Genomic DNA, 26,928 nt, shown 5'->3' on the forward strand with positions numbered 1-26,928 from the left:
CTGTGACTGACCGGCTGCTTGATTACCTGTTCGGCTTTTTGCTTATCGTACTTTTCGTGGTTATAGCCGACAGCTCAGAGCGCATCTGGATGGTCGCAGCCTTGGGGTTGGGGACTGTTGGTGTTCTGTATACTTTTTTAAATAATTCGCTTACTATTGACGGAGCCGGCGCCGCACTGGTGACGGGTGTTGCTGCAATGGGACTTTGGGCATGGACTGGTGCCGGTTTGCTGCTGTTTTTCTTTTTCAGCAGTTATGCCCTGGCTCAATGGCTGACTGGCAGCGACAGAAAAAAGAAAACAGAAACAGATCAGCCGGGAATGCCGGAATCAGATAAAGCCGAGAAAGCACCCGCAGTCGCAACCGAAAGGCGCACAGGTATGCAGGTATGGGCAAACGCATTCTGGTTTGTGTTTTTCGTATTTGTTTTTTTTCTGATAAATGAGCAGTGGGCCGCAGTTGCTGCTGTTGCTGCTCTGGCAGCGGCTACATCCGATACATGGTCTTCCGTTGCCGGAGAACGGCTGGCACCGCAGGCAAAAATGATCACAACATTCCGGACCGTACCTGCCGGGACCGATGGTGCGGTCAGCTATCCCGGTACACTTGCCGGATTTGCCGGCGCCCTGGCCGTGACCGTTCTGTTTCTGGTTCTCAGTTTCAATCTCGATATAAGGGCATTGTGGGTAATTTTGTTATCCGGGTTTTCAGGTTGTATTGCGGATTCCTATCTTGGAGCAATTTTTCAAGCACATAACATGCCGGGACGGTGGTTTGATGATTCCGGAAAAGGTGCATTTTCGCGCGTTATCAGAAAGTGTATACCGGATAACAACGGAGTCAATTTCCTGTCCTCAGGTTTCGCCGCATTCCTGGCACTTATGCTCTATTAAAAAAGGTGTCCATGTCCAAATTGCCCTGGTATAAAACCCTGCACTGGCAGATTTTGTCCGGACTCATAGCCGGACTCATATTCGGAATTATTGCTACGCTTACCGGCCTGCAACAGTTTACTGTAGATTTCATCGAGCCGTTTGGCACCATATTCATCCGGATGCTGCAGCTTGTGGCCATTCCGCTGGTGATTGCCTCCCTCATTGTCGGCATCACCAACCTGAACGACCTCACCAAGTTATCCCGCATGGGAGGAAAAACCATCGGGATTTATATGGTTACTACTGTTTTTGCCATCACGATCGGCCTTACGGTTGTCAATATATTTGAACCCGGCAAGGTCCTTCCCGAGGAGACGCGTGACGGACTGTTTGCCAGCTATCAGGAGAATATTGAAGGGCAGGAAGAGGCCGCCACCGAATTGCTGGACCGCAGTCCGCTTCAGTTCATCGTGGATATCGTGCCGGCAAACTTCTTTGAAGCTGCCTCAGACAATACCAATATGCTTCAGATAGTATTTGTAGCACTGATTATTGGCATCGGTCTGATGAGAATTCCGGAGGATAAGTCAAAAATACTGGTCGACTTTTTCGACTCACTGAATGATGTGATTATCAAGATTGTGGAGATGATCATGAAGATTGCTCCTTTCGGTGTCTTCGCACTGATAGCATCGGTGATTGTCGATCTGGGTGGGGAAGACCTTCGCCGCACGGCCGAACTGCTGCAGGCATTGCTGATGTACGGACTGGTCGTAGTGGCCGGGTTGATACTTCATGTCCTCATTGTATACACCACTCTTTTCAAGATGTTCAGCAATATGTCATTGCTGAACTTTCTGAAGGGAATTCGTCCTGCTCAGCTTCTTGGCTTCAGTACCAGCTCCAGTCTGGCAACCCTGCCGTTAACCATGGAACGGGTTGAGAAAAAACTCGGTGTACATGAAGAAGTGGCCAGTTTTGTTCTGCCGGTAGGGGCCACAATCAATATGGATGGAACCAGCTTGTATCAGGCCGTTGCCGCCGTTTTTATTGCCCAGGCTGTTGGAATAGATCTGACCGTTTCACAGCAGCTCATCATTGTAATTACTGCCACGCTGGCATCCATCGGTACAGCCGGTGTTCCCGGTGCCGGAATTATTATGCTTGTTATCGTTCTTCAGGCAGTTGAAGTTCCCGTTGAAGGAATAGCGTTGATTCTGGGGGTCGACAGAATTCTGGATATGATCCGCACTGCGGTGAACATTACAGGCGATGCCGCTGTTTCAGTAGCTGTCGCCAGCACAGAGGGCCGGCTTGGTGAAGGACATTTTGATGATTGATTACGATAAACGCCCCTCAGAAACAGCTGTATTTTGCTTTGTTCATATATACCATGTTATTATCTGAGTCGTTTAAAGTTATTAAGACTTTACTGAGGCTTTTCCGGCATAATAGCGGAAATTATTGTTACCATGCAGGCAACGCCGGATCTTGCTTTTTTCAAGCCGGATTCAATCACTTTATTCATCCCGAATTATGATTCTGCTTCTGATTATCACAACCTTACTTGCAGGGAGTTATCTAAACAAACAAGAGATGCCGGGAGCTGAGCTTACTACTGAATACGAACAGAAGCTTGAAAGGGGAATCAAAGCTTTTTACAAGGCGGACTGGGATGAGGCAAGAATCGTTTTTGAAGAACTGAAAGAAGATGACGAGAATGACCCGCGGGCCTATTTTTTCGATGCCATGATTCCTTTCTGGAAATATTTTTTCGCAGGCGAGCCTTCTGAATCTGCAGAAGCATTCCTGGAGAAATCAGAAATAGCACTGGAAACTGGCAAGAAGAGAATGGATGAGGACCCCGGTGATACCACAACGGTGCTCATGATGGGCGGACTTTACGGATATCGCGGTCTTGTGGCCGCCGGGGAACGTCAGTACAGAACCGCGGTCCGAAGCGGTGCCAGCGGATACTCATACACTCGCAAACTCATGCAGATGAGCAGTGACAATCCCGACGCACTCATCGGGCAGGGGGTATTTCATTATATGGTAGGCACAGTGCCGGGCGAGGTCCGGTGGCTTGTCAACATGATCGGCTTGCGCGGTGACAAAGAAACCGGATTTGAAAAGCTTGAGGAGGCATCACAGACGGAAACCTACACCAGCTCGGATGCCAGAATGATTCTCACCTATTTGTATCATGAAGAGGAAAAATTCGGGGATGCTCTCCGGATTGTGGAGCCGCTTGTGCAGCAATGGCCCGAAAACATCATATTCAGGTACTACTACGCCTTGTCGCTGGAAAAAACCGGCAATAAGGACGATGCCAGGGAACAGTACCGGACCATTCTTGAAAACGATCACCCCGAACTGAGCGCCATCCGGACAAAAGGAGAAGAGCGGCTTCGGGAGATTATGGCCTCCGCAGAGTAACACCCGTTCCTCTGAAACATTCTACTTAATCAGTGTCATCAGCCCGGTATCGTTTGCACCACTGGCGGTGTCCATTCTGTAAAGATACACTCCGCTCGCCCATCCCGAAGCGTCAATCTCAACCTGATGGATACCTGCTTCATATTGCCGGCTTGTGACCGGTTCGGCCACTCGTTCTCCCATTGGATTGAATACCGATATGGTGACGGCTTCCGGTCTGCCAAGTTCAAATACGATGGATGTCTGCGAGTTGAACGGATTGGGATGGTTCCGGATTAACGCCGCCTTCTCAGCGGTGTCCCGGTCTGAGTGGCTCTTATGTGCACCCGATGGATGAGACGATGTGGCCCTGCCGGTTACATCGAACCGGACTTTTACGGGATAATGGTCGGATGTCGTGCGCGGATAGTCCTCAATATAATCCGGACGGTAAACGCGTTCAGAACCTTCCAGCCAGTATTCGAACCAGGGTTCGTTGATGGTGATGTGATCGAGCATTGTGGGAGGGAACCAGCTGTCAACGCCCGGCCAGGAGGCTTCTCCGGCCTCATCCAGCGAGTAAGTGACCACCTCATAAGCCGGATCATCGACAAAGTTGCGGTAGGGTGAAGGCATGGGGGTATCTTCAGGCCGGTATGTGGATTCGGTCACACGATCGTTGTAGTCACCCAGAAAAATTAGTGGGATTCTGCTGAAGTAAGGATCAAAGTAGTTTTCTTTGATCTCCTGAGATGCTGCTATCCGCCGCTCGTATGATGCACTGTCAGACCGTGCCATGGCGTGAACCACCACTGCACGGGCAGAAAAGGAGATGTCTTCCAGCTGCACTCGGAATATAAATTCCTTGGGTAACCGGGAAGCCCAGTAAAAGGGGGTAAGATCGGCCTGAGAGCCGCTGTCAAGCAAACGGTAATGGGTGGGGTTGACGGTCTCCGTGTTGTATATGAAACCGACATCCATTCCCGCGTCGGGATCACCGCCCCAGCCGTACCGGGTGACAAAGCCATCGTAGCGGTCAAGGTCATCAATGAGCCGTTCAAACTGGGTGATGCTGTATATCTCCTGCACACCGATCAGATCTGGCTGCAGGCTGTCGATGATTTCGACCACATTACGGTATTGCAGCTCGGTATCTGACGGACCGCGTGTTTCATCACCGAACCATTCGATATTCCATGTCACCACATCAAAGGTGCGGGAATGAGGAATATGCGAATAGTTTCCCTCGCCCGAATTCGCGGCACCGGTCATGGCCGCGGCAGCGATGATGACGCACAGCAACAAGGCAGAGAGTGCAAAACAGGCCGGGCGTGAGGACATTCTTTTCAAAAATAATCGCATAGCATGAGTACGGACTGGATGCCTGAGGAAGATGAGTATCCGGGCGGCGATCCGGGAACGAACGGGCACATCACGGCTGGTGCCATGATGTGCCAATTCAGGTTCTGTTGTTATTTGATCAGGGTCATCGACCGGGTCAGTGCCTGTCCGTCATCCAGCTGGACGCGATAGATGTACACGCCGCTGGCCAGATGGCTGGCATCAAAGGAAACATGATGCGTTCCGGCCGGCAGGGACTCATCTGAAAGCAGGGAGGCAACCTGTCTCCCAAGGGTGTCATACACCCGCAGTGTCACATTGCTTTGACTTGGAAGGTCGAATGCAATTTTGGTCGTGGGATTGAACGGGTTGGGATAGTTTTGCTGCACACGGAACGACTGCGGCAGCTCATCGGCCTCATGCCCGGCATCTACCGTAACGATGTCATCCTGTCCACCGGCCTGATAGTAACGGGCGGCAAACTCCTGGATGTACAGGTTGGCGATTCGGGCATCCTCGATAATGATGGTATTCTCGTCATTGCGCCGGTTTGCCGAACTGGACCAGTTGTGGGATCCGGTTATGACTTTGCCGTTCCATTCCGCCTGCTCACCGTCAATGACAGCGTATTTGTGATGCATCAGGGGACTGGTGAGCGTGTGCATATCGGCAAAAGCAGCAATGTCATCATACTGGCTTCCCTGCTGGCCCGGCTGACCCATGACGCCGCGGATGGTTACACCTGCGGCATTCCGGTTAAAAAGTGCGTTGGTGTAGCCGGTCCGGGTAATGAGCATGGTACCCAGGTTTACGGAATGCTCTGCCGTCCTGATGGCGTCAATGATAGCCGCCTCGGTGTTGCCCTGCGGACTGAAAAACAGGCGGACATAGCTGTCACCAATCCAGAAGGTGGATGGGTTGACTACGATTTTTTGTGAGCCGAAACGTGATTCGCCTGCATCCGGCGTGGTGGTGTCACTTCCCCATTTCTGGTTGAACTCACGTGTATAGGCCCCGGCGATGGCCACATCCTGAAACTCAATCATATTCTGGTTGTGGACGTTGGTGCCGTTGTCGGTGGCATTCCAGGAACTGGTGATAAGCCAGACATCTTCCGGGTCGCCGCCGTTGTAATCAATCACGGCGTATTTGTTGTGGTGAAGGCCCTCGCGTCCGCTGTTGGCATCGCCGAAGTCGCTTTCGATGACCGGGACATCGCTGTTTTCGAGCGCATTGACAAAATTGTCGGTTGCTGTGTTGTGATCGACAATGACCCGCACATCCAGACCGCGGTTGTGGGCACCTGCAATGGCCGATGCGATGTTGCTTCCAACTGTCCCGCTAATGCTGTAAAAGGCCAGGTCAAGCGAGTGCCCGGCGCTGTTGATGCGATCAATCAGATGATCGTCAAAGGCATAGTTGGAAATTGCCTCTTCGAACGTAGCCAGAGTGTGATCCACATCCTGATTGAAGTAGACGTTTACCTCCTGTGTGGTTCCTTCTGGGGATGAGGTTGTCACCAGATAATTGGAGGTGCGGGTGGTATCCTCGCCAAGTGCCGAACGAAGCTGAACATTGTAGACTGTGGCGGGATCCAGTCCCTCCAGTGTAATCGTATGATCGGTTTTGTGCTGATCATCTTCGACTATCCCCAGCTCGTACTCATCTGTCAGGCCATATCGTATTTCGGAGGTGCCTTCAGCATCGGTTTCCCACTCAAAGGTGATGGACGATGATGTTGCCGACACCTCGTAAGGTGTATCGCTGACGATGATCGGCGCATCGCCGACAGGCATGAAGTCGCTTCGGTCTCTCGGGAAGACCTGGACGAAATCCAGGAACCTGCTTGCTGCTCCGGTGATCTGTACTTCGTCGAACGGGATGGTCATGCCGGGGATATCGGTGTATCTGGAAATCCGGATTTCACTGGTGCCCGTTTGATCTTCTATATCGTAGTTGGTGTCACCGGAAAAACGGCCGTCATCAAGAATTCGGACAGCATCCAGCCGCACAAGCTGGCCTTCATAATCACCGGTTTCGAGCTGCTCAACGGTCAGCACAGTGGGCTCAATGTCCCTGCGTCCCTCAGGATAGACCTCAAAAATGACAGACTCGAAATCATCGGTCGGCGCGATCTGAACAAGGTCATTAAATGTCGTGAGCGGACCGGTGACCACAATGGAGTCGCCTTTGGAAACTTCAAGAGTAAATCCCAGCGAGTCGTCACGCATAAGCGGATTGTAATAAGCCGCGATACCGGCAGTTTCGTCCTGGAAGTAAATCGGACCGGAAAACTCGTCAGTTACAGTGACCCAGCCGCTGACCGATACGAGCGTGCCCATTGGCATTTCCCGGGCATCGGCAATGTCGATGGGTTCATCCGGATCAAGACCGCTTCCGGACAGTGAGGCCTCATATTGCTGCGCCTCAGGATCATTTGAGACGATGGAAAGGGTGCCGGATGCGTCGCCTTCGCTTACCGGTTCAAACACCACCTCCATCTCTGCCGATTCCGACGGGGAAAGTTCTGACGGCGCATCACCTGAAAGTGAGAACCCGTCGCCGGTGACCGACACTGAACTTATTTCAAGATCCTGCTGGCCGGTATTGCTGATGGTCAGGGTTTGGCTGTCCGAACTTTCAAGAAGGACATAACCGAAGTCGATGCTGCCACCGGACTGGACAACGCTGCCATCTGCCTCGACGCGCAGTCGCGGTTCATCCGTGTCTTCGACAAACTCGGTAACTTCGAAATTGTCGATGTTGACGCGGTTGTCTGAGCCTTCACTGGATAGAATGCGAAACCGGACGTTGCCGTCGATGTTGGCTTCGATATCCGCCTGAACCAGTTCGCTTTCCGGCTGCAGCTCATCACCGAGATCATTCCAGCTGTTTCCCCCGTCCTCAGAATATTGCAGCCGGACCAGCGCGCCGCTGTCGTTGCCGAAGTTTGCATAATAAAAACGGACGTCACCTGCGCCGAAGGTGTCGAACTGCATTTCAATGTAACCGTCACGGATACGGACGGACTGGGATCCCATTCTTCTGTCGCCATCCAGACTGCCGATCAGCGCGTCATCAAACATCCAGTCTCCGCTGGACAGTTCTACAGTTCCAGGGGCATACGCGCCTTTGGAACCGTCTTCAAAGTCTTCAAAAAGCTGCGAAAAAGCCGCAGCCGGCAGAAGCAGCAATAGTATCGTCAATAAACTGAGTAATTGTAAGGGTGATTTCATGGTAAAGCGAAGCGTTTGTGGATAAGGTGTGTAATTATAGTGTTGAGATGCAATGTCCGGAAGAACCGGTGTTCCGTCTAGCCGGAATGCAGATGTTTTTTTTCAGGGTGGATAAGGAAACATGGAAGAAATAAGGGTCCCGGAGCCGTCAAGTTATTTTACCAGCATCATGGTTTTTGCAGCTGCAGGATGCCCGTCAACCGAAATGCGGTAGAGATAGAGTCCGCTCGACAATCCCTCTGCATCAAAAGAAACCTCGTGATGCCCGGCAGATTTGTCAATGCCGTCAAGGATGCTGGAAACAAGACGCCCGGTTACATCATAGACCTGAAGTGTTACGCGCCCTGCTTCCGGCAGTTCAAATGAAATTCTGGTTGTGGGATTGAAGGGGTTGGGGTAATTCTGGTTCAGAGTAAGGACCTCCGGCACAGCGTTTTCTTCCGGATCACCGGTGGCGGAAGTGATGGTGAGATCGGCCGTCCCGCCGGCTTCATAATAGCGGGCCGCAAATTCCTGATAGTACAGGTTGGCGATGTGGTCATCGCGGATTATGATGGTGTTTTCATCGCTGTTTTCATTGCCGTTGCGGGACCAGTTCATCGAGCCGGTAATTACCTGTCCGCTGCCGGAACCCGGTTCGTAAGGGTCAATAATTGCTGTTTTGTGGTGTAGAAGAATGTCGCTTGCGGCCCCGTGATCGTGGACATCGGCAAATCCTGAAAGCTGGTTGAAAAGGCTGCTGTTGTATGTGATATCTCCTATAGCCCCCCGAACGGTTTTTCCGTCGTTATCCAGAGACCGGAGTACATCGAGGTAGGGCCATTGCGTGATAAGATACTTGGGCAGAGCCACGCCCTGTTCGGCGCTGCCGAGCCTGCTGATAATTTCGCTCTGCGTGTTTGCCTGCGGACTGAAGAAGATATCGATCTCAATATCATCAATCCAGAACCGTGTCGGATTGACAACCTCCTTGTTTTGTGAAAAATGCGCATTCCCGGCATCGGGTTCAAACCCGTCGCTTCCCCACATCTGGTTGAACTCGGCACGATAGCCTCCGGCCAACGCGGGATCCTGGAACTCGATCATATTTTGATACTGCTCTTCAGAGCCGGTATCGGTGGAATTCCATGAGCTGATAATCAGCCAGGTATCAGAAGGGTCGTCGCTGTCATAATCAATGATGGCAAATTTGTTGTGCATGAGTCCGTCCCGGCCGCGGTTATCACCAAACTCGCTTTGAATGACTTCAATATTATTTTCGAGTCTGAGGGTTTGACGGATTTGATTTGCAGGGTTGCCGAGGTTGTGATGCATGATTACGCGGACCTGAACTCCCGAACGTGCCGCGCCAATCAGGGCCCGTTCGATATCACTTCCGGTATTGCCGCTAATGTTGTAAAATGTAATATCGACAGACTGTTGGGCATTTCGTATGCGGCTGGCATAGTGCGATCCGAAATCGAAATCAGCAGTGGCTTCCGACCGCCATGCCGCATCGGAAAATACCGAACCGTTGAAGTAGGTGTTGATTTCACCCGTCGCTGCGACCGGAGACCCGGTTGAAACAATGACAGGGTCAGACCATGTGGTATCGCTGCCGGAGGCGTTTCCTACTTTGAGCCTGTAAATTTGTGCCGGGGACAGCCCGTCCAGCGTGACATTGTGTGTGGAAAGTTGATTTTCAATGGAAACAACACCTTTCTCCAGATCCGGTGTCCGTCCGTAGCGAACGACACTGTTAGCCGGAGAACCGGACTCCCAGGAAAGTGTAATGCTGCTGTCGGTAGCCGCCGTTTCATAAGGCGGGGCTGAGGTGACGGGCGGCGCATCTGCCAGCAGCTGAACCGGGGAAAAAGCAGTCAGGGTAAACAGCAACAGCAAAGAAGCAGAGAAGGGAAGAGGTTTACAAGAGAACATTCAGGAGTGCATTAATGGCGAAGATAATCAGTGGTAAAATAAGCGAAATACGGCACCGATATATTAATGAATATTACTAAATAATAAAGCTTCAAAAAAGTGTTTGAAAATTGAAAAAAGTTTGGGAATTTAGGTATATCAGATGAGCCTTAATTTTGTGTCTGATACTTCCGGGACTGCCAGGAACAAACTCGCAATCATACTGATAAATTCTGAATCCTGCAGGTGTCCTGTATCTTTTGCTTTCGCAAAAAATCACTTTATATTACTCAAACAAGCGCTTCCATAAGCACATCACGCAGTTTTAGTTTATGACGAATAATCCGCTACGAACCAGCTTATCATTTGCACTTCTTTTAACATTATTTGCAGTAACGGCCCAGGCTCAGCAGGTATTCGAGCGTAAAACGGTAGAAGTCAGCAATATGGGTATTTCCTACACCAATGTAGGAGCGATCGGAACCCCGGGCCGCCAGAATAATCCCGGCCTCGCACCCAGCATGGAGTTTCCGGCAGGATCGGGAACCGAGCACCTGTTTGAGGCCGGTCTGTGGATCGGCGCCATCCGTGACGGAGTGACCACCGTTTCAACCGGAGCCGTCACCAATCCGTCCGGTTATACGCGTGCCGGTCAGGCCGGATATGAATTTACCAACGACGGGATGCCGATCATGGAGCGGTCCAGCCTGCCTGACAGTGATTTTTTCTCTCCCGATGCAGTAAGCCACCAGGACTTTGTAGCCGAGTTCTCTGACCGGCGGGACGTCGTATCCGGCCGGCCCATCGCCGATCATGAAGACCCGCTTTACGCCGATGTGCGCATGGAGGCTTACAACTGGAATTTCGGGTTTACCGATGGCATCAGCATTATCAAATACGAAATTACCAACAACAGCCATGAACACCGCAGCGGCGGCGGGTTTACCTGGGAGGATGTCTACTTCGGCATGTATTCTGATCTTGTGGTCAGAAATATCAATACTACCGAGGAGTCCGGTAGTGCCTTTTTCAATAAAGGAGGCGTAGGCTATATAGATTCACTGTATACATTATATGCCTTTGACTCAGGATCGACGGATTTTCCCAGAACCGATACCTATGGAGCAACCGTGGTTCTCGGAGCAGAATACCGCGATGTGAACTTTCATCCCCGATATTCCGATGAGATGCTTGCCGAAGGATATGGAGAGGATGACATTCCGACCGTCGGTCCGCGTTTCTGGAAGTTCGGGCAGACCGGAGGATCTTTCAACCAGCCCAGAACAGATTCTGAACGCTATGCGGTACTTTCTGAAGACTGGGATTACACAGATTTTGAAGATCAGCTCCGCGAAGACGGTCAGGATGCCGACGGAAACTACATCCAGCTTCATCGGTTCGGACCGGTACCGGAAGTGGAACCGGGAGAGACGATAACTGTCTATTTTGCTTATGTCGCCGCACTGAAACCCGAAGAGTTTCAGAATCTCATTCCCTTTGACAATACCGCCGATCAGCTTGATAACCCCGAGTCACGCCGGTTACTGAAAGAGACTGCTGACTGGGCATTTCGTCTTTTTGAAGGTTTTGAAGACCCCGAAACCGATGAACGACAGCGGTTTCTGGTTCCCGAACCTCCCGAGGTGCCTCGTCTCCGCGTTGAGCTGGATGCCGGAAAAGCAACTCTGTACTGGGACCGCAGGGCGGAAGAAACAGTCGATCCGGTTTCCGGCGAGAAAGATTTTGACGGCTACCGGATTTACCGCAGCAAACCGGGATCGGACCTGACCGGAGATATCGCCTTTGGCCCTGAACTGATTCGTGAGTATGACACCCCCGGAACTCCGGTGGGATATGGAACCGGATTTGACGATATCAGACTTTCAGAGCCCGTTTTATTTGAAGATGATGACACTGAGTACTGGTACAGCTACACCTTTGACGGCCTGCTGAGCGGCTGGCAGTATCAGTTCTCGGTTACCGCATTTGACCGCGGCGATGCAGGCAGGGAATCACTTGAAAGCAGCAGAACAGCCAATGCGGTCAGGGTTTTTCCGGGTACTGCCGTAAATGAAAATTTTGAAAGTGATGATCCCGAGTACAAAGTCGGGGTATATCCCAATCCTTATCGCATCAATGCAGCATGGGACGGCGGGACAGAATTTACCAGGAAAATAAACTTCCGCAACCTGCCGGCCCGTGCGGAAATCAGAATTTACACACTTGCCGGTGATATCGTTGCCACACTGCACCACGAAGCAGAAAACTATGACGGAGACATCCGCTGGTACCGTGAACTAAGCGGCAGCAACCGGGTATTTTCAGGCGGCGAACATTCCTGGGATCTGCTCACAAAGGCAAATCAGAACCTCTCTACAGGCCTGTATCTGTTTTCGGTTCGTGACCGTGAGTCCGGTCATGTGCAAACCGGCAAATTTGCCATTATTAAATAGTTTATCCATCCTTTTCAGAAAACCAATCAATAATCACCTAAAGAAGAAACAATATGAAATCAGGATTACTGACTTTTGTTTTTGGATTGCTCATTCTTTCCCTGTCAGCAGGGGATCTGCTGGCTCAGGGTTACCAGGAAGTGACAATCCGGGACTTGAATACCTACGAGGAACCTCCGCAGACTTCGGATGACTTCCCCGACCATCCTCTGGTCGATGAAGCTGTTGAGTTTACGGCCATCGTACTCAGCAACCCGAGGTCATCCGGACTTTCTAATTTTGAGCCTGAAGATGCAGGCGACGACGGTGTTGAAATATCACGGATTCACTTCTTCGTAATTGACACCACCGCTTATTCCCAGGGCAAAGAGGGAATGTACATGCATGTTGTAGCCACGGATGTTGCGGCCTTTGAAACACTTGAAAGGGGTGACATGGTAACCATGCGGGGGACGCATGAGTTTTATAACAACACCGTGCAGTTTAACCCTGATGATTCCGACTTTGAAACCAATATTCTGATCGGCGGTGATGCCAATCCTGATGCCAGGTATCAGGAGCTGCTCGAGCCGATCACGCTGACAACCAGTGATCTTAATCAAATTGCCGATGAAGAAGGAGGTACATTCCGGTTCCGTCCCGAAGCCTACCCTGATTACATCAACGCCTATGTTCGAATGGAAGGCCAGGAGATAATTGGTTCCGAACTGGATGATACCGGCCGCCCCAATTATTACTGGGTTGATAATGAGGGGGTCGCTATGCAGGATCGTGACATTTCACTTCGATACCGCAATGACCGGAATGACGCACAGGGTGGCTATCGCGAAGGCTATAATTTCAGACGCGAAGATACTGACGGACCATTCCGTCCGCCATCAAGCGGAAGTATCGTGAATATCAGCGGCTTTGTGGTTTGGGACACCTTTGACGGAGCTTTTGGTCTGAACGAGGGGCCGGGTGAAGAAGCTTTGCTGCTTGCACCCATGGAAGATGGTATTCTCTGGTGGCTTGGCGAACGAACAGAAGAAGACCCGAACAGCGGTGAGCCCTGGCCGAATGACCTTGAAGTGCTCGGGTTTCCTCCAGTCATTTCCAACTTTAACCTCTCCTCCTCTGAACCTGCACAAGGTGAAACCGTAACGGTTTCTGCAGATATTGCAGGCCCCGAAGGTGAGGAAGTAGATGATGTCATCATTACCTATAACACTACAAGGGGTGATAGCGAAACCACCGATATGACTCATGATGGTGACGGATCATACAGCTATGAATTCCCTGTTTTTGATGATTTTACAGCGGTCAGTTTTGTGATTGAAGCCACAACGGAAGTGGAACTGGCTTCCGGAGAAATAATCCCGATTACAGCCCGGTTCAGCGATGGAAGCCTGGATGTTGCAGGAGAGCAGCTTTCAATGCGATTTGTATATCTCGGTGATGAAATCACTTCCATAGAGACTATCCAGCGTACCATGGACGGAACACGCGGCCCAAGTCCGTTTGAAGACTTCGAAGGCATCGGTATCAACATTGAAGCTGTTGTCGTTTCCGGCGGCAATGATGGATTTGTTGTGGTTCATGACGGAAATGAAGCATGGTCAGGTCTTCCGCTTGCTTCATCCGGTGACGTTCCGGATCTCCGGCGCGGTGACAGAATTACGATTACAGACGGGACCATTTCAAGTGCATTCGACAATGTATTTCTGGATGATGTCAGCTTTACCACAAACGGTACCGTTGAGGATTTTGACGAATACATTCCTGTGATTACTACATCCCAGGCCCGCCATAATTCGGGAAGAGCATACGAGGGAATGATCATCAAGCTCGAGAACGTGGAAGTTCAGACCAGCCAGGCTGATGCGCCGGGGAATGACTTCGGCGAGTGGGCGCTCAGACCTCAGGATGATCCTGACGGACGTGTACTTCGTGTTCGCAACCGGCCCAGTTTTGCCGATATTACCGAAGGACTGGACAGTAACATCCCGAATGATCTGAATGCCCATATGCGAGTCGGTGCCGGCATTGATGCCGTTTACGGACTTATGGCCTATTCTTTCGGCAATCCGAAAATCCAGCTCCGCACAGTGGATGACATTGTTTCAGATGAGGTATTTACCTGGCCGACCAGAGATATCGATCTGTACAGGTTCCAGCGTTCCGATGCCGCGGCTCCGTCCGAAGGTGCAGCGGATACCATCAGAACCGAACACGAAAATGTTGCCGAATGGGATTTTGCCACATCCTATGACGGAAATGATTTCACTTACCGTTTCGTCCTTGATGTTTCCGGCGGCGATTTTTCCGATCCTGTCTTTTCCTCTCCGAGCGATCAGGACGGAACCATGCCGGAAATGACTCTTTCAAGTGCAGAACTGGAAGATATCGTGGAAGAGCATATGGATGCCGATGAATCGAAAACATTCGTCTGGACGGTGTTCCTGGTAGCCGATGACGGCGAAGAAGTTCAGGTTTCCGACAAGGACGGGCCCGAATTCATTCCTGCCTACCGCGAGGTGCTTATCCAGGGAAGTCTGACAACTTCCGGCGAAGCGGAAGACGAACTGCCCAGAACCGTTGAACTGAAGCAGAATTTCCCGAACCCGTTCAACCCGACGACGGTAATCTCATTTGCTGTTCCGGAGGATACGGACGTGAGACTGACGGTTTATGATGTGCTCGGCAGGCAGGTGACACAGCTTGTGAATGAGCATAAATCAGCCGGTACGTATGAAGTCAATTTCGATGCCACGCGCCTGTCAAGCGGTGTGTACATCTACAGACTTGAAGCCGGTGAAACCATACGGACAAAGCGAATGATGCTTGTCAAATAACATCCATTGATTGACAGGCGGGAGACTGTGCTCCCGCCTGTCATTTTCATTTAAGGTTTACTCTGATATTCCCGTTTCAATGCCCAAAAGGATACCGTTACTATTACCATTACTGATTTTGTTTTTGATCTCCTCGTGTGATACCTCTTCAATAAGCGGAGAGTTCAAAGAAAATCAGCCGCCAAGAACATTTCTCTCTGTTGACCGCATTGATCTTCCTGATGAGCAGCGTCTGGCCAGCCGCGTGGATATTACCTGGTGGGGTGACGATCCTGACGGATATGTTGTTGCCTACGAAATTTGTGTTGGTGAAAATGAAGCACCCGATGATCAGTGCCATCCTGAGAGCGAAGAATGGGAATATACCGAAAGCACAGATACCACCATCACCCTGCCTTTAACCCCGGGCCAGGATACTGATGATGTGCTCTTCAGTGTCCGGGCAATAGATAATGAAGGTTTACGTGATCCCGAGGGTGCAAATGTACGTTTTCCTATCCGCAATTCACCTCCGGAAATATTTTTCGACCCGACACTCACACCGCCTGATACCACCTACTCGATTATGAGCTTTGGCTGGGAGGCAAGCGACCCGGATGGTGATGAAGATCTCAATTACATTGAAATGACCATGAATCTGGATGAGGACGATCCGGATGCCAATGACTGGATACGACTAGACCGGGATATCAATTTCATTACGCTTCAAATAAACCCCAATGACATTGATGAAAACGGAAATGCTACTGCCGATCTGTACCTCGGCAGGGGAATGAGTCCTGCCGATGATGTTGTCAACAATATCAGACTTGAAGGTGATAATACCCTGCATGTACGGGCTTTTGATCAGTCAGAAGCGCAAAGCAGAACCGCCGAACATGAGTGGTATATCAAGGAACAAACTTCCAATATCCTGTTTATCAATGATGACAACACCGCCGGTGCACCCGGCAATGTGGCGTTCCATACGGCATTTCTGGATCAGCTGGGTATAACATACGATTACTGGGACATCTCTGAAGCACTCATACCATCGGGGAACGTACTGCCGACTCCCTTTGATCCCACTCTGCCGCTGGTTCTGGCCCAGTGGGACCATATCTATTACATTTCAAACAGTCTGGAACGCAACCTGTTGTATGCACTTGAGTTTACTTCAGATTTTCTGGCTGAGGGCGGATCCATGTTCATAAACATTCCATCCCGCGGTATTTCATCCCAGAACGAGGATGCTGTCTTCAACTTCCTTCCGTTTTCCGGATTTCAGGAGCTCCCGGCAGGTGAAAGCCGGTTTATTCTCTTCCCGAATACCGAAATTGAATCGCAAAATGCCAGTATCCCCGATCTGACACTGGCATCCGGCTCTCAGAATACACTGCCGCTGGTTCCCGAAGGTGATGCAAATCTCTTCTACAATGCAGAGTTCACACTGCGGGGTGAACATGAAATAAGCAGGCTTATTGCTGCCAGCAACAATGACCAGAATATTCTCTTCTTTGGTATAGACATGCGGGATATCACCGAAGACAGCCCGCTTGACCAGACTATGGAATACTTCCTGTTGGATCATCTTGGATTTGAAACAAACTGACGCCATGCTCAGACTAATACTTATTATCGGAATAATAATTTTGCTGGGAGCACCGCTGGACAGTGTCGCCCGGGATGATAGAGGTACACTCAGAGGTCAGGTGACCGATGCAGAAACCGGCGAAGAGCTGATTGGTGTAAACATCACCATACAGGGAACCGACTTCGGTGCAGCTACCGACCTGGAAGGAAATTATGAAATCCGGAATATCCGGCCAGGTTCATATAACGTACAGGCCACGTATGTCGGTTTCGACCGGATGATGTTCACCGGAATCGAAATAAGAGCAGGTGAAACCACCGATCTGAACATTGAAATGACTCCTGAGGTGCTCACAGCAGATGATGAAGTTATAGTCATCGGCGAGCGGCCCATTTTCGACATCGAAGAATCCGGATCCAGCTCCCGTGTAGGCAGATCAGATATTGATGCGGCTCCTGTTCGCCAGATTGATGAGGTTATTGGCCGCCAGGCGGGTGTCATCCGCGACCCGACCGGAATATACATCCGGGGTGGCAGGGCAGAAGAAACCGGATTTGTTGTTGACGGTGTATCCGCTCAGGACCCCCTGTCGGGAACAGGTATGGGACTTGATCTCGGATCCGGTGCCCTGCAGGAAGTTGAAGTTACGACCGGCGGTATTGACGTGGAGCATGGCAATGTAACTTCCGGACTTGTATCTGTTCGCACCAGAGAGGGCGGAGATACGTTTTCCGGATACTTTTCGCATCAGCGTGACAATACCGGAACGGGATCAGACCCGCTTGTATCCGGTTTTGCTACTGATGTGTACGAGTTCAATCTTGGAGGACCAAGTATACTGAACAATCAGATACTCAAGCCACTGGGTATCGGCCTGCCGGGTGAACTTTCCTTTTTCGTTACTGGCCAGGTGAACCTCACGGATGAATTTTTCGGATACACTGCCGATCAGCTCGAGTCCTCACTTTACGATTCTGATTTCTGGAGTCCCAGGATGGATAACCGCTGGAGCGGCATGTTGCGCATGACCTACCGTCCGCGTTCAGCCATGCGTATCGACGCAGCGTACCAGAGATCAGTCACCGTGAATCAGAATACGAGAATGCTTCAGGTTGTTGGTGACGATGTCCAGATCAGACCCGGCTTCCAGTTTTTCCATGCACTGAACCTGGACAACGCCAACACGTACACCCATGACAGCAAACTGGCGTATATCAGGTGGACACATTCCATTGATTCCAATACCTATTACCGGTTTCAGTTCAGCCGTTTGTTTACTCGTCTGAGAGCCGATGCCAACGGACTTGACTGGAGGCCCGAACGAGTCGAAGGCGATCTCGATCCGGCCAGTATTGTTGTCCCTCCGGTTGATGAATTTGAAACCGGACAAGATTTCAGGTATGTGCTACCCGGTCCGGGACTGGTGAACAATGATGGCCTCGCAACGCTGTGGCATGATCACTATGCAGAACAGTACACTCTGCGCGGATCACTCACCAGGTACTTTTTTGACCAGAACAACAGGCTGCGCGTCGGGTTTGAAATGGTATTCAATGACTATCAGTGGATTGATATAACCAGACCCTGGGTAGGCGCCCCTATTGCAATCGGTGAAGACGAAGAGGAAGACGAAACACTAACCCAGACATCACGTCTTGGTGAATCCAGTGATATATGGGATGTTCGTCCGCGTCAGGGATCCATTTACGCCAGTGACCAGATCAGGTACCGCGGACTTATTGCAAATATCGGTGCCCGTCTTGAATACTGGTTCCCGGGTGACTTTGTTGATGAGATGGTTGACAATCCGGATGCCCCGATTCCTGATGAAGTCCGGGAAGCGTATTACAATGATACCTACAATTTCTTCGGAAACCGGTTCAAGATGCGCCTGCTTCCGCGGATCAGCGTCTCTTTCCCCGTACGTGAAAACCAGATGATGTATTTCAATTACGGACACCAGACGAAACTGCCGCATCCGTCACATGTGTATGCAGGACTTGATCCGTTTTACCAGGACCGGTCCTTCCTGGCCAGTCTGGGTAACCCCAATCTTGACCCCGAAGTCGATATCTCCTATGAAATCGGTATCAGAAACCAGCTAACCGCAAATGACGCCCTTAACATTTCTGCCTTCTGGAGTGACAAATATGACTTCATCACATCCGAGCGAATTCTTATTACCGATGTGACCGGCAGGGAAGTGGAGCGCGCGTACAGGGTAAATGGTGATTTTGCCAGAGTCAGGGGATTGGAAGTGACCTATATCAAACGTTATTCTGACTGGTTCCGCGGCAACATCTCCGCAACATACCAGCGGGCAGAAGGACTCAGCTCTACCTCGCAGGATGCGCTTCAGGATCTGATAGTCGGCGGGCAGGCTTTTGGAAGCAACGTGGAAACGCCCCTTGCTTGGGACCGTCCCTGGGATTTCAGGGCTTCCGCCACTTTCCGGTATGACCGCAATTCACCGTTCCTGGACATACCCGGGCTCAACCAGTTTCAGCTGAATATTTCCGGATACTACCGGAGTGGAATCCGCTATACACCAAGCGAATTCATACAAAACGAGCGTCATCCGATTACCGGTGAACGTACCTGGAGGCCTATCTACGAACGTAGTACCGATCCCTCCGACCGGTTTTCCGAAAGCGGACCTGCCTGGTATGAAATTGACCTGAGTTTCCAGAAATGGTTTGATATTGCAGGTGCCCAAATGCGTTTCACTATTGATGTTACCAACCTGCTGGACACAAAGAATCCTGCAATTATTAATACGGTAACCGGAGATTCTTATCGCACCGATTATCCTGACTCCCAGGAAGAACTCGAGGCGCTGCGCGATGACCGCTCCTGGGACGTACCAGGCAATGTCAGAGATCCGAGATATGTGGATCCCAGAGACAACAACCGTCCGGACTACATGAACCCTGCCAACTTCCTTAAGCCCAGGCATGTAATGTTTGGTCTTTCCGTCGAATTTTAATGTTACCTTTGCTTTTTTAATATCCGCCTGCAATGACTTACAACAGATATCTGTCTTTATTTATTCTTTTGCTGTTTTTGCCCGGGCTTGCTGCGGCTCAGGTGCTGCCGAGTTTGGGTGAGGCGCGCTCGGGAACCTACGGTTTTCAGTACTTGAAAATCGGTCCTGATGCAAGGTCGGCAAGTATGGGAAGCTCAAGTGTCGCTGATGCAGCAGACGCCTCGGCATTGTACTGGAATCCGGCCATGTCGGCTCAGCTCGACAACTCACAGGTGTTGTTCGGACATACACAGTATTTCGCGGATATCGCCATGAACTATGCTTCCTATGTTCACAGATATCGTGATATCGCACTTGGACTATCCTTCCAGATGCTTGATTCCGGTGAAATGGACGAAACAACCGAACTTCAGCCGGGAGGTACCGGCCGGACATTTCGAACAACTCACTTCGCTGTCGGATTGTCATTCGCCCAGGAACTGACGTCCCTTTTCAGCTACGGAGTCACCCTGAAATACCTTGATGAAAGTGTAGAAGAAGTAACATCGCGAACCGGTGTTATTGATGCCGGATTCTTCTATCGCGTTGGTGACACCGGTCTGCGGTTCGCCGTCGGGTTGAATAATTTTGGGTTCGATGCCGATCCTTCCGGAGAAACAAAACGCAGACCCGGTCCAAACGAAACTGGCGCTGAGACTGACGAAGACGGGTTCATTGTCTATGATGAATTTACCGACGTTTCACCGCCTACCACCTTTATCCTCGGCTCGGCCTTCGATCTGATTCAGCGCGATGATTTCAATATTACACTTACCGGACAGCTGACCAATCCGGCTGATACACAGGAACGCTTCAGTCTCGGCGCAGAGATGGACTATCTGAGAAGGTTTTTTGTCCGGACCGGCTATGAGTTTGGAGTGGATGAGTCTTATCTGCCGTCATTCGGAGCCGGGTTTAACTTTCCGCTCTACAACTACGGCATCCGTGCCGACTATGGCTTCAGCACAAGGGAGTACCTTGGAAGCATGCACAGAATTTCCTTAAGAATTGACCTCTGATTATGAAGACAATGAAGTACGTGATTTTGAACAAATGGCTGGCACTGATCGTGGTTGCCGGTCTCATCGGCGGATGTGATTCCATTTTTGGAACAAAGGGAGATGATACCACCGATGAAATATTCGAAGAGGGAAGAATTGATCCGACACTGGTACCGGACGAAATCGGGTATGCCGCCCTGCTGCCGTTCTGGGACTTTTTTGATGCTCCCACGGACGTGTATATCGGTTACGACGAACTGGTATATGTAACGGATCGCAGTGGACTCCATCTGCTCGACAGAGCCGGGCGCACCTACTACGAAACAATTGAGCTCGAGGGAGCTGTCTCGGTTACTCAGGATCGTGACCTGAATGTTTATGTGGCTGCGCGTTATGATACGGTCATTACCGCAGTTGACTCTAACCTGGTGTGGAACCTGCCGGCGGTGTACAAATTCAGAGATATAAATAAAGGCTCACCGGTTGCCGTCGACACCATCATACACCCGTTTGATGATTCCAGCCGGCCAACAGCTTCGGCCCAGCGCGGACGGCTGGACAAGGACAGTCCCAACAATCATGAGTTTGTAGAGTTCACGGATGTAACCGCACTTTATGACAACACCATTTATATCTCCAGGAGAGGTCCGCAAAATATTACCGGTCAGGCAGCTGCACCGGACAATATTGTCATGGAATTTCAGCAGGATCCCGACCGCGAAGAAGGAAAAATGCGCAATAACCGGCTGATCAGAGCGCTGAGCCCGAATACACCGTCCCTGATCAGTGCCGTGGGACCCGGCGCAATCACCGGCCTGGCCGGACCTCCACAAAGCGAAGATATCACCCAGGACAGAAGCTTTATCATTGCCCAGGCTGATACTGATGCCAATATTCCCTTCAGAGTGCTTTGGATCAATGCCGAAATGACACCTGATGGTCTTCAGTTTGATCCGCGTTCGGAGTTGCTGTCACGTGATACCACCCAGGCAGAAAAGTTCCTTTATGACCAGTTTCGCTTTACCGAGCCTTCAGGCCTGGCTTTTTCCGCGGATGACCGCAATCACATTTTTGTAACTGATATTGCTACCGACAGCTTGTACCTGTTTCAGGCCCGCGGTGTGGAGGGGGTTAATCCGCCACCGGGGTCCGAACTTGAAAGAGCACAAAGTGTCTCATTCGGGGGGACCGGAGGAGGAGACCGGCAGTTTCGTGATCCGTCCGGTGTTGCCTATTTCGACCGTATCGTTTATGTTGCCGACACCGGTAACAACCGTATTACCCGTCACCGCCTGAATACGGACTTTGAACGAAACTGAAAGCCTGTTATGAAGTATGTAAAAGCCGGATCTGAACATATTCCGGCACTGGGATTCGGGACGTACCTGCTTTCCGGTCAGACTTGTGTTGATGCGGTCAGGGATGCTGTTGCCGTCGGCTACAGGCATATCGATACCGCTGAGATGTATGGAAATGAAGCGGAAACCGGCGAAGGAATCAGGCAGTCCGGAGTTTCCAGGAACGAGCTGTTTGTTACTACAAAACTCTGGAACGACAGTCTGGCTCCGTCTGCTGTGCAGCGAACAACAGAACAAAGCCTCACATCCTTGCAGACCGATTATATCGACCTGCTGTTGATCCACTGGCCCTCATCCCGTGTTCCGCTGGAAGACACACTGGATGCGATGAACCGGCTTCGCGAGCAAGGGAAAGTACGCCATCTGGGCGTCAGCAATTTCAATATCGCATTGCTCCAGCGTGCCCTAAAAACCGGTGTCCCCCTGATTACCAATCAGGTTGAATATCACGTCATGCTCAATCAGGATAAACTGATGACCTTTATGCGTTCACATGGCATGTTCCTGACGGCGTACAGTCCTTTGGCAAAGGGCAGACTTGTTAACAATCCGGTATTGCGTGAAATTGGAGAAAAACACGATAAAACCGATGTCCAGGTCGCGCTCAGATGGCTGGTTCAGCAAGACGATGTTGCCACGGTTCCCAAAGCATCCGGACCGGATAAGCGCAGAAAAAACTTTGATATATTTGATTTCGAGCTTGATTCCGAAGATCTGGAGCTAATTGACCGTCTGGAAAAAAACAGGCGGGTTGTTGATTTTCCCGGACTCTCACCGCAATGGGATTGATTTCGGTAGTCCGGTGCGCTGCACAAGCCGGAAAAACGTTATCTGTTTCAACGTTTCAATGATTACCTAATATTTTCTATCTTAAGTGTTCTAAATTAATTCATTAATTCAGTATTTAATCCCTCAGATTACCGGATTCTGAGAACTGTACCGGCGCTCTGAAAATAATTTTCAATCTGTTTACCTGCATCATTATGCCCCTCCTCCGTTTTCTCCCTCTCTTATCTCTGATACTGTTGTTTTCCAGTTGCACACTGTTCCGCACAACCGCCGAACCGGACGAAGATATTCCGGAAGGAGTAGTCGAAGTCGGCGAACCTGAACCGGTTACCGAGTATAATGAAATCCTTGAAGATGCCGAAACCGAAGAGGGGATGTTCAATGTGCATATGGTCGATGACAAACTCTATTTTGAGATACCGGATAAAGAGCTGGGAAGAGAAGTTCTGATGGTTTCCCGCTTTGTCCGTGCTCAGGAAGGAACAGGGTACGGTGGTATCCGTCTGAGCAACTATGTTCTCAGATGGGAAAAACGCAATGATGAAATTTTGCTTAGAAGCGTCATCCATCAGTCAACGGCAGATACCACCTCGTCTGTATACCGTGCGGTCAGAGCGGCAACATTCGAGCCGATCATAGCTTCCTTTGAAATCGAGGCCATAGGGCCCGACAGCCTCTCATCGCTGATCGAAGTTACAGATCTGTTCACCACTGATATACCCGAATTTTCTCCCAGGGAACGCTTCAACGGACGCTCCATCGACTCTGACAGAAGCTATATTGAGCGGGCCCGCGCTTTCCCGGACAATGTCGAGGTGAGCAATGTGCTCACGCTGCAGACCGAGCGAGTTCCCGCCGGCGGACGTCTGCGATCCATTTCGATGATGCTGAATTTCAGCTTTCTCAGGTTGCCCGAAGAACCGATGCAGCCAAGATTGCATGATGAACGGGTCGGCTATTTCTCGGTTCGCCAGGTTGACTACAGCCGTCCGGAACATCGCGCCGAACAGCGCCGGTTCATCACCCGGTGGCGGCTGGAAAAAGAAGACCCCGATGCGGATCTGTCCGAACCTAAAGAACCCATTGTTTTTTATGTGGATCCCGGGACACCGGAATTTCTTGTTGATTATGTAATTCAGGGTGTGAATGACTGGCAGCCGGCTTTCGAAGAGGCCGGTTTCAAAAATGCGATCAAGGGAAAAAAGGCACCGGAGGATGACCCTGACTTCAGCATGGAAGATTCCCGCTATTCCATGATTCGGTGGATGCCGTCCACAACTATGAATGCGTTCGGCCCCCATGTGCATGATCCCAGAAGCGGAGAGATCATTACTTCATCCATAGGAATGTTCCATAATGTGCAGAACCTGCTGAGAAACTGGTATTTTGTCCAGGGCGGTGCCGTGGATGAACGCATGCAGGATTTGCCGATGCCGGACTCGCTCATGGGCAGGCTTGTGCAGATGGTTGTGGCTCATGAAGTAGGGCACGCACTCGGTCTGCCGCACAACATGAAAGCGAGTGCAACCGTGCCCACAGACAGCCTCCGCAGCCCGACATTTACCCGGAAATACGGCACCACTCCATCCATAATGGATTATGCCAGAATGAATTACGTTGCCCAGCCGGGGGACGATGCCTATATGTTCCCAATCGTATCCATTTACGACAAGTTTGCCATCGAATGGGGGTACTCTCCATTTCCCGAGGCCGAATCCGCTGACGAAGAACGTCCGTTTTTGAATGAAATCGCCCGCCGGCAGGAAGATGAGCCCATGCTGCTGTTCGGCAACCTCTCTTCTGTAGACCCGACCCAGCAGCGGGAGGCTCTTGGCGACAATCACGTCAAATCAACACAATATGGTATTGCGAATCTGAAGCGGATCATGGAGTTCATTGTGGATGCCGCCGGAAAGGATGGCGAGAATTATGAAACGCTTGAAGAACTGTACGGCAGCGTCATCCAGCAGCGTAACTGGATGCTCGGACACGTTGTGAACTGGATCGGAGGTGTGTACGGTGAAAGAAAAGTTTACGGTCAGGAGGGGGCCGTCTATTCACCGGTCAGCCGTGAGCGACAGACCGAAGCCCTGGAATATCTGCTGGAAGAAGGATTTCAGACACCGGATTATCTTCTCGATCAGGAGTTGCTGGATCTCATTCAGCCCTTTGGCTCCAGCAATCAGATCAAAGAGGGGCAGCGAAGATTGCTGTTTGGTGTTATGAGCAATTCCCGGCTGGAGCGAATGGCCGAACTCGAAGCGACCCGAAATCCTGATGACGTTTATCCGGTTGATGAAATGATGACCGACCTGCGTGAAGGTATCTGGATGGAACTGAGCGGCAACAGTGTGGAAATTGACCTGTATCGACGGAATCTTCAGCGTGCATATCTGGATGTGATGGAAATGCAGGTGGGGGGCACGTTCATGCGTTCATCCGGTGAAGGAGCAGCCATGATGCGCGGACATCTCCGTGATTTGCGCAGAAATGTGGATGAAGCCATTCCTGCTTCGGCCAACAATGTCACCCGGTATCACCTTGAAGATATTTCCGAACGAATCAGTGATATTCTTGACTCGGACTAATGTCGAGTCTGAGACTTATTTTGAACAATGCACACAAACCCTTTTTTCGGGCATGATCTGGATACGCCCGAAAGCAATAGGTTCTCCGCATCGGACGCATCGGCCGTAATCGGGATCGTCAACTTTCTCAAGCACATTTTTCAGCCGCTTCAACCGGGTTCTTGTGTTTCGATATGCCGCGTCATTGACAGTCTTGTTGTTGATGGCATCCATGCGTGATATACGACCTATGGAGCTGTCCGGCTCAACAGCCGCAGTAAGTTCCTTCAGAACCTTAAGTTCTTTGTCTGCTTCCTGAATCTGTTGCTCAATAATTTCACGGATTTCTTCCTTCTGCTTGTCGGTAAGTACTGATTCTTTCATTATTGTGTTACTGTCATCCTGAATCTTTTATTGCCTTGTCATTTACTGCAATGTAACAAATTGCGGTGACTTGTCGATGCAAGGAAAAAAGTAACATAACCTGATAAGCACCATGAGAATTTTATTGGAGCTCATAACGTGAAACCCGCAAAATTTATGGATTATTCGGAGATGTGATTGGTTGATGATGTTGGTGTTATTTCTGGTATCCCGACACCTTGCGATTCTTGCATCTGCCCCGGGCTTTCTTTGCGATATTTTCTGCTGAGAATACCATATCTGGGTGCCAGAAAAAGCACAAGTATAAACTGGAGTCCGGTTACCACCGCCATGGCACCGGCAATGGAGCTGTTTACCCAGAGAGCGAAATAAAACCCGCCCACAGCCGATGTGATTCCGAAAAATACCGAAAGCAGCAAAAGAATGTGGAGTCGGTCCGTCAACAGGTATGCTGTTGCCGGAGGAACGATAAGCATAGCCACGACCAGGATCGCACCGACACTTTCAAATGAGGCAATGGTTGTGATGGAAACCGATCCCATCAGAGTGTAGTGGATCAACCCTACGGGCAAACCCAGCGTTGTTGCAAGCTTGGGACTGAAACTGTATGTTTTCAGCTCTTTGAACATCAGAAGAATAAATGAAAGGTTCAGCACCAGGACCATGCCGAGAATCCATACAGGCCGCGGACCCATGTTGGTTCCCTGCCAGATCCACAAGTCCCAGGCTACATAGGCAATTTCACCATACAAAACACACTCCTGGTCAATATCCACATTTGCTGCAAAAAGGGATATGATGATGACTCCAATTGCAAAGAGAGTTGTAAAAACGATACCCATGGATGCATCATGAAATATCCGGCCGCGCTTGCTCAGTTCTTCGGTCAGCCAGACCGTGAGTACACCGAATATGCCGGCACCGATAAGCATGGGAAACGTATTGCGCCCGGCAGTCAGCAAAAAAGCAATGACAATACCGGGTAGTACGGCATGGGAAATAGCATCTCCCATCAGGGACATCTTGCGCAATACAAGAAAAGCCCCCACCAGTGCGCAGGACGTCGCAACCAGAATGCCCGTGATGATTATCCAGCCTGTCGAGGTGATCATATAGTGCTGTTTTCAGTTTAGGCGTTCAGGAGATACAGTGAGTAAAAGGTGATAGAGACTGCCATA

The 26,928-nt window shown here is 50.6% G+C and carries 16 protein-coding genes; 11 read left to right on the forward strand and 5 right to left on the reverse strand.

Annotation, left to right across the window (positions count from 1 at the left end; all coding sequences use genetic code 11):
• Positions 1-2 precede the first annotated feature (2 nt).
• From NATSA_RS10945 to NATSA_RS10955, 3 genes are all read left to right on the forward strand, one after another.
• Positions 3-893: a DUF92 domain-containing protein gene (locus NATSA_RS10945; protein WP_210512553.1), complete on the forward strand. Its 891-nt coding sequence runs from the start codon at positions 3-5 to the stop codon at positions 891-893.
• A gap of 11 nt (positions 894-904) precedes the next feature.
• Positions 905-2,215: a dicarboxylate/amino acid:cation symporter gene (locus tag NATSA_RS10950; protein WP_246481801.1), complete on the forward strand. Its 1,311-nt coding sequence runs from the start codon at positions 905-907 to the stop codon at positions 2,213-2,215.
• Between the two features lie 196 nt (positions 2,216-2,411).
• A complete protein-coding gene (locus NATSA_RS10955) occupies positions 2,412-3,314 on the forward strand; it encodes a tetratricopeptide repeat protein (RefSeq protein WP_210512555.1) in 903 nt (300 codons plus the stop codon).
• Positions 3,315-3,335: 21 nt separating this feature from the next.
• Here NATSA_RS10955 and NATSA_RS10960 read toward each other — a convergent pair whose 3' ends face one another.
• The 3 genes from NATSA_RS10960 to NATSA_RS10970 form a co-directional block, all read right to left on the reverse strand.
• Positions 3,336-4,634: an endonuclease/exonuclease/phosphatase family protein gene (locus NATSA_RS10960; protein ID WP_210512557.1), complete on the reverse strand. Its 1,299-nt coding sequence runs from the start codon at positions 4,632-4,634 to the stop codon at positions 3,336-3,338.
• A 131-nt stretch (positions 4,635-4,765) separates the two neighbouring features.
• Positions 4,766-7,840, reverse strand: a complete 3,075-nt coding sequence (locus NATSA_RS10965; protein WP_210512559.1) for a phospholipase D-like domain-containing protein — start codon at positions 7,838-7,840, stop codon at positions 4,766-4,768.
• A 183-nt stretch (positions 7,841-8,023) separates the two neighbouring features.
• The gene (locus NATSA_RS10970) at positions 8,024-9,787 is read right to left on the reverse strand and encodes a phospholipase D-like domain-containing protein (protein WP_210512561.1); all 1,764 of its coding nucleotides are present in this window, start codon (positions 9,785-9,787) and stop codon (positions 8,024-8,026) included.
• Between the two features lie 311 nt (positions 9,788-10,098).
• Here NATSA_RS10970 and NATSA_RS10975 point away from each other — a divergent pair, with 311 nt between their 5' ends.
• The 8 genes from NATSA_RS10975 (at position 10,099) to NATSA_RS11010 (ending at position 25,387) form a co-directional block, all read left to right on the forward strand.
• A complete protein-coding gene (locus tag NATSA_RS10975) occupies positions 10,099-12,219 on the forward strand; it encodes a hypothetical protein (protein WP_210512563.1) in 2,121 nt (706 codons plus the stop codon).
• Positions 12,220-12,272: 53 nt separating this feature from the next.
• Positions 12,273-15,053 (forward strand): T9SS type A sorting domain-containing protein, encoded by a 2,781-nt coding sequence (locus tag NATSA_RS10980; protein WP_210512565.1) that lies wholly within the window; start codon positions 12,273-12,275, stop codon positions 15,051-15,053.
• A 118-nt stretch (positions 15,054-15,171) separates the two neighbouring features.
• Positions 15,172-16,644 (forward strand): hypothetical protein, encoded by a 1,473-nt coding sequence (locus NATSA_RS10985; protein ID WP_210512567.1) that lies wholly within the window; start codon positions 15,172-15,174, stop codon positions 16,642-16,644.
• Positions 16,645-16,648: 4 nt separating this feature from the next.
• On the forward strand, positions 16,649-19,612 hold the full coding sequence (locus NATSA_RS10990; RefSeq protein WP_210512569.1) for a TonB-dependent receptor: 2,964 nt from the start codon (positions 16,649-16,651) through the stop codon (positions 19,610-19,612).
• A gap of 32 nt (positions 19,613-19,644) precedes the next feature.
• Entirely contained in the window at positions 19,645-20,670 is a 1,026-nt protein-coding gene (locus NATSA_RS10995) for a PorV/PorQ family protein (protein ID WP_210512571.1), read from the forward strand.
• A gap of 2 nt (positions 20,671-20,672) precedes the next feature.
• Positions 20,673-21,971 carry an NHL repeat-containing protein gene (locus tag NATSA_RS11000; RefSeq protein WP_210512573.1) on the forward strand — a complete coding sequence of 433 codons (1,299 nt, stop codon included), beginning with the start codon at positions 20,673-20,675 and terminating at the stop codon, positions 21,969-21,971.
• A gap of 9 nt (positions 21,972-21,980) precedes the next feature.
• Positions 21,981-22,799, forward strand: coding sequence for an aldo/keto reductase (locus tag NATSA_RS11005; RefSeq protein WP_210512575.1), 819 nt, complete (start codon positions 21,981-21,983; stop codon positions 22,797-22,799).
• A 236-nt stretch (positions 22,800-23,035) separates the two neighbouring features.
• A complete protein-coding gene (locus NATSA_RS11010; RefSeq protein ID WP_210512583.1) occupies positions 23,036-25,387 on the forward strand; it encodes a zinc-dependent metalloprotease in 2,352 nt (783 codons plus the stop codon).
• Between the two features lie 15 nt (positions 25,388-25,402).
• Here the strand turns inward: NATSA_RS11010 and NATSA_RS11015 are convergent, their stop codons facing one another.
• Both NATSA_RS11015 and NATSA_RS11020 read right to left on the reverse strand, forming a co-directional pair.
• Positions 25,403-25,750, reverse strand: a complete 348-nt coding sequence (locus NATSA_RS11015) for a TraR/DksA family transcriptional regulator (RefSeq protein WP_210512585.1) — start codon at positions 25,748-25,750, stop codon at positions 25,403-25,405.
• Positions 25,751-25,911: 161 nt separating this feature from the next.
• Positions 25,912-26,862, reverse strand: coding sequence for a metal ABC transporter permease (locus NATSA_RS11020; protein WP_246481802.1), 951 nt, complete (start codon positions 26,860-26,862; stop codon positions 25,912-25,914).
• Positions 26,863-26,928: the final 66 nt, after the last annotated feature.

This window comes from Natronogracilivirga saccharolytica, assembly GCF_017921895.1.
GTDB classification, from domain to species: domain Bacteria; phylum Bacteroidota; class Rhodothermia; order Balneolales; family Natronogracilivirgulaceae; genus Natronogracilivirga; species Natronogracilivirga saccharolytica.